The following is a 4,784-nucleotide window of genomic DNA, read 5'->3' as shown; positions in this document are numbered from 1 at the left end:
GGGGGGGGGGGGCGGGCGGGGGGGGGGGGGGGGGGCGGGGGGGGGGGGGGGCCGGGGGGCGGCCCGCCCCGCCGGAGGGTGCGTCAGAAGGGCCTGGTCGGCAGGTACTTGCCGTCCAGGGTGATGACGGCGCGCTCGCCGCCCTCGGGGTCGGCGACCTTCTTCACGTCGAGCCGGAAGTTGATCGCGGAGATGATGCCGTCGCCGAACTCCTCGTGGACCAGGGCCTTGAGGGTGGTGCCGTAGACCTGCAGCATCTCGTAGAAGCGGTAGATGGTCGGGTCGGTGGGGACGGCGCCGGGGATCGAGCCGCGGGTGGGGATGGTCTGCAGCAGCAGCGCGGCGTCCTCGTCCAGGCCCAGCAGGGCGGCGACGGCCTCGGCGGCCTCCCGCGGCAGGGCGTGCTGGCCGAGGACGGCGGCGGTGGTGAAGGCCACCGACAGCCCGGAGGCGTCGGCGATCTGCTGCCAGGACAGGTCCCTGCGGGTCTTGGCGTCGACGGCGGCGACGGCCAGGGCCTGGCGGGCGGTGGGGTCGAACTGGGCGTGCACCATGGCGGTACGTCCTTGTCTCTCGGCTGGTATCGGAGAAGGGGGATACGGTCGTGGGGGAGCGGGGGCGCGGGGGCGGTCAGGCGGCGAGCGCGGGGCCGGCCGCGGTGAGCTCCTCGACGGCGCCGGTGGCGATGTCGAAGACCCAGCCGTGCAGGGCGACCTCGCCACGCGCCAGGGCGCGGGCGACCGGGGGGTGGGTGGCCAGGTTCGCCAGCTGCGCGCGCACGTTGTGCCGCACCAGGCCCGCGACGTCGCCGCCGCCGGCGCGGGCCCGGGAGGCGTCCGCGTGCCGCAGCCAGGCCGCGACCGCCGGGGCGCCGGTGAGGTCGTGGCCGTCGGCGAGGGCGGTCATCGCGCCGCACGCGGAGTGCCCGCAGACCACGACGTCCCGCACGCCCAGCACGGCGACGGCGTACTCGATGCTCGCCGTCACCCCGTCGGCCCCGGGGGTGTGGGCCGGCACCAGGTTGCCGGCGGTGCGGATGACGAACAGCTCGCCCGGCTCGGCGCCGGTGATCAGCTCCGGGACGACACGGGCGTCGGAGCAGCCGATGAACAGCGTGCGCGGCGCGTGGTGGCCGGCCAGGCGGGAGAACAGCTCCGCCCGGGCGGGGAAGACGTCCTGCCGGAACCGGGTGACGCCCCGGGTGAGGTCGGTGAAGTCCTGCACGGGTCACTTCCTTCGGTGGTTCCCGGCCCCTGCGGGCTGGTGAGATCCACCATGCATGACCTGCTCCTATAGTGTCCAAGAGCTGTCCGCCATGAAACCGATCGATGCCGTCTATAGTCGGTTACAAGGCCGCCCTCGAACTGCGTCACCTGCGCTACCTGCTCGCCGTCGCCGACCACGGCAACTTCACCCGCGCCGCCGAGGAACTGCACATCTCCCAGCCCACGCTCTCCCAGCAGATCAAACAGCTGGAGAAGACCCTGGACGTCCAGCTCCTCGACCGCACCGGGCGCACCGTCCGCCTCACCGACGCCGGCGCCGTCTACACCGACCACGCCCGGCGCGCCCTGCGCGACCTCGCCGCCGCCGAACGCGCCGTCCACGACGTCCAGGACCTCACCCGCGGACGGCTGCGCCTGGCGGTCACCCCCACCTTCACCGCCTACCTCGTCGGCCCGCTCGCCGCCGAACTCCACACCCGCCACCCCGGCATCACCCTGACCGTGCGCGAGACCAGCCAGGACCGCATCGAAACCGGCCTGCTCACCGACGAGTTCGACCTCGGCATCGCCTTCCGCGGCCCCCACCCGCCCGGCATCGACGCCACCGCCCTGTTCACCGAGACCCTCACCCTGGTCACCGCCACCCCCCACCCGGCCGGCGCCGGCCCGCTGCCCGTGCACCACCTCGCCGAGCGCCCGCTCGCCCTGCTCGGCGGCGACTTCGCCACCCGCGGCCACATCGACGCCTACCTCGCCCGCCACCGCGTCAGCCCGCACATCGCCGTCGAGGCCACCTCCGTCCAGGCCCTCACCGAGATCGTCCGGCGCACCCCGCTCGCCACCGTCCTGCCCGACGCCGTCACCCACGACCGCCCCGGCCTCGCCACCCTCCCCCTCGACCCGCCCCTGCCCACCCGCACCGTCACCCTCCTGCGCCGCACCGACGCCTACCGCAGCGCCGCCGCCCGCGCCTTCACCGACCTCACCCGCCACCTCGTCCGCACCCGCGGATACCCCCCGGCACCCTGACCGCACCCGGTGCGCCCCACCCCGGCCGGGCACGAGCACCGGTGGCGCCCGGACACCGCGCACCGCGCCGCGCTGACCGCCGCCTTCGCCCCCGGCCCGGCCCGCCTGGTCACCGCCCACGGCGCCGGCCACAACCTCTCCCTCGGCCACGCCGCCCGCCCCTGCCACCTGCGCGCCCTCGCCTTCACCGGCGACTGCCGCACCAGCCCCGCCGCCGCGGCCACCGCCACCGCGGCCACTGCGGCCACCGCCACCGCGGCCACTGCGGCCACCGCCACCGCGCGGCCCGTACCGGTCGCGGCCCGCCGCGGGCCCGCCGTCCCGGGGTCGCGGTCCCGGCGGACCTGCCGGGGCTCCGGGCCCAGGAGCCGGGGAGGGCGGCAGGGGCGGGGCGGCCCGTCCCACCGGACGGTGCCTCGGAACGGCCCGGCCGGCAGGCACGTGCCGTCCCGGGGTGACGACGGCGCGCTCGCCGTCCCCCGGGGCCGGCGGCCTCCGTCAGGTCGGACCGGATGCCGCCCGCGCAGATGATCGCCGTCGCCGGACTCCCCGTGGACCGGCGCCCGGAGGGCGGAGCCGTGGACCGGCGCACCTCGTGGGAGCGACCCGCGGCCGGGCCGGCGGGGGCGGTCCGCCGCCCGCGGACGGGCAGGGCCGCCCGGCGCCGGAGCGGCTGTGCGCGGGTGGGGCGTTGCCCTCGTGCGGACCCGGTCGTCGCGCCGGGCGTGGTCACGGTGCGGGTTCGCCGGCGCGGGCGGCGCCGGCGGACCGGTCGGGGGTGTGGTTCAGGCGGCGCGGCGTTCGCTCCCGAAGCCGGGGGCGGGGCCCGGGCCGCCGGTGGTCCGGTCCCGGACGTCCGTGGATGCGGCCTTCCGTTCCCCGGTCGTCGCGGCCCGCGGCAGGGCGCCGGCCGTCGCCTCGGCGGCCCCGGTGACGAGCCGGTCGACGACGGCCGACGGGTGGTCCGGGGTCGTGTCGCCCTCGACGTTCCCGCTGCCCCACGTGCCCACGAGGCTCCTCCCCGGGGTACCGCCGCTTCCGGGTGCCGTCGCGGCAGGCCGCACGGACCGGGCCGCTTCCCTGCCGTCGTGTCCGGGAGACGGCGGCAGGGCCGCCCGGCGGCCGGGAGAGGGGACGCGCCCCCGGGCGGCCGAGCGGCCCTGCGTGCACACGCTGCCCGGGGTCAGGCCTTGCGGATGGAGTAGGCGACGCCGCTGCCGTAGCAGTTGCTGCTGGGGTAGTAGCTGCTGACGACCCATCCGGCGGGCAGCGGGGAGAAGGAGCAGACGACGGCGGAGGTCTGCGTGGTGATCTTGAAGAGGGTGTAGGAGATGCCGGTGCCGGCGCAGTTGCTGCTGCTGGCGGAGCTGGTGACGACCCACCCGGCCGGGACCGGGGTCATGGAGCACGCGCCGGTGCTGGTGTCGTTGACCGTGTTGTGCAGCGAGTAGGCGACGCCGGTGCCGGCGCAGTTGCTGCTGCTGTACGAGCTGCTGATCACCCAGCCCGCCGGGATCGGGGTCATCGAGCACGCGCCGACGTTGAGGTCGTTGGCCACGTTGTGGAAGCCGTAGGCGATGCCGCTGCCCGCGCAGTTGCCGGTGCTGTAGGAGCTGGTCACCACCCACCCGGCCGGCTTGGGGGAGAAGGAGCAGATGGTGAGGTTGGTCTGCCCGGCCGTGTCGGTGATCGTGTACGAGACGCCGGAGCCGGGACAGCCCCAGCTGCTGTACGAGCTGGTGACGACCCACCCGGCGGGGACGGGGGAGAAGGAGCAGATGGTCGTGCTGCCGGTGACCCGCTGCGGGGCCGCCTGCGCCTGCGCGCTCGCGGCGGTCATCATGCCCAGGAGCAGCAGCACGACCGTCACCAGGTGCGAGGTGTGGGTCCGTAAGGTCTTCATGGCAGGCCTCAGATCTCTCTCGACGACTCGGGATTTGTGCAGCTGAGGTGAACGCTTGGTACACGATTCGTTCACGTCGGCTGAGATGGTGTCAGAGATCGTCCGGCGGCGCCAGGGTGCCGCAGGCAGCAGCCCTTCCCCCCGGTGAGCACCGCCGCGCGGCCCCGGACGCACCCGCCCCGACGCCGCCGCGGCGAAGGACGGCCGAGCCGGAGCGGCGCCGGAGCGCACCCCCACCGCCTTCGGGCCGCCAAGCCGGGCGTCGGGGTCACCTCCGGGCCTCCAGGGGGGCAGGGCCGTCGGAGCGGCGCCCGGCCGGCTCGCAGGTCGTCCGCCGGTCGCCGGCTGCCTCCGGAACCCGGGAAAGCAGCCCGGAAGAACACGGTGGAACGCCGCGGAACACCGCCGAAATCGGGCCGGGTGTCCGGGGGGAAATCCCCCCGGGCACCCGGCCCGCCCCGGCGCCGGAACGACCGACGGGAAACGGCCGGCGCGGGCAAAAGGTTCACCCGGCAGCCGGACAACTCCCTTACGGGCCAGGAGAGATGCCCTCCGCGGCGGGGGGGGGGGCGGCGCCGGCCCGCCGCGGGCGCGCCCCCAGGGAAAATGTATAGAGCGGGGGGCCG

General features: G+C 76.1%; 6 protein-coding genes. 2 read left to right on the top strand and 4 right to left on the bottom strand.

From position 1 onward, the window contains the following. Nucleotides 1-83: 83 nt before the first annotated feature. On the bottom strand, nt 84-554 hold the full coding sequence (gene cynS, locus ACFV0O_RS41215) for a cyanase (protein ID WP_380350138.1): 471 nt from the start codon (nt 552-554) through the stop codon (nt 84-86). A 76-nt stretch (nt 555-630) separates the two neighbouring features. Then, on the bottom strand, nt 631-1,224 hold the full coding sequence (locus ACFV0O_RS41210) for a carbonic anhydrase (protein ID WP_380350135.1): 594 nt from the start codon (nt 1,222-1,224) through the stop codon (nt 631-633). Between the two features lie 104 nt (nt 1,225-1,328). On the opposite strand from ACFV0O_RS41210, the gene cynR reads away from it, so the two are divergent. Then, nucleotides 1,329-2,255: a transcriptional regulator CynR gene (gene cynR, locus ACFV0O_RS41205; RefSeq protein ID WP_380350132.1), complete on the top strand. Its 927-nt coding sequence runs from the start codon at nt 1,329-1,331 to the stop codon at nt 2,253-2,255. A 9-nt stretch (nt 2,256-2,264) separates the two neighbouring features. Continuing rightward, on the top strand, nt 2,265-2,786 hold the full coding sequence (locus tag ACFV0O_RS41200; protein ID WP_380350129.1) for a hypothetical protein: 522 nt from the start codon (nt 2,265-2,267) through the stop codon (nt 2,784-2,786). Nucleotides 2,787-3,040: 254 nt separating this feature from the next. Here the strand turns inward: ACFV0O_RS41200 and ACFV0O_RS41195 are convergent, their stop codons facing one another. Together ACFV0O_RS41195 and ACFV0O_RS41190 are read right to left on the bottom strand one after the other, a co-directional pair. Continuing rightward, complete coding sequence (locus tag ACFV0O_RS41195; RefSeq protein WP_380350126.1) at nt 3,041-3,265, bottom strand: hypothetical protein; 225 nt, start codon at nt 3,263-3,265, stop codon at nt 3,041-3,043. Nucleotides 3,266-3,438: 173 nt separating this feature from the next. After that, entirely contained in the window at nt 3,439-4,158 is a 720-nt protein-coding gene (locus ACFV0O_RS41190) for a hypothetical protein (RefSeq protein WP_380350123.1), read from the bottom strand. Nucleotides 4,159-4,784 lie beyond the last annotated feature (626 nt).

Origin of the sequence: Kitasatospora sp. NPDC059577, assembly GCF_042735475.1 — a bacterium.
Taxonomy (GTDB): Bacteria; Actinomycetota; Actinomycetes; order Streptomycetales; family Streptomycetaceae; genus Kitasatospora.
Note: the sequence above shows the minus strand (reverse complement) of the source record. Positions and strands in the feature narration are given on the sequence as shown.

Excerpts from the sequence above, each read along its gene's own strand:
- cynS (WP_380350138.1), bottom strand. The coding sequence starts at position 554 with ATGGTGCACGCCCAGTTCGACCCCACCGCCCGCCAGGCCCTGGCCGTC.
- cynR (WP_380350132.1), top strand. The coding sequence starts at position 1,329 with ATGCCGTCTATAGTCGGTTACAAGGCCGCCCTCGAACTGCGTCACCTG.
- ACFV0O_RS41190 (WP_380350123.1), bottom strand. The coding sequence starts at position 4,158 with ATGAAGACCTTACGGACCCACACCTCGCACCTGGTGACGGTCGTGCTG.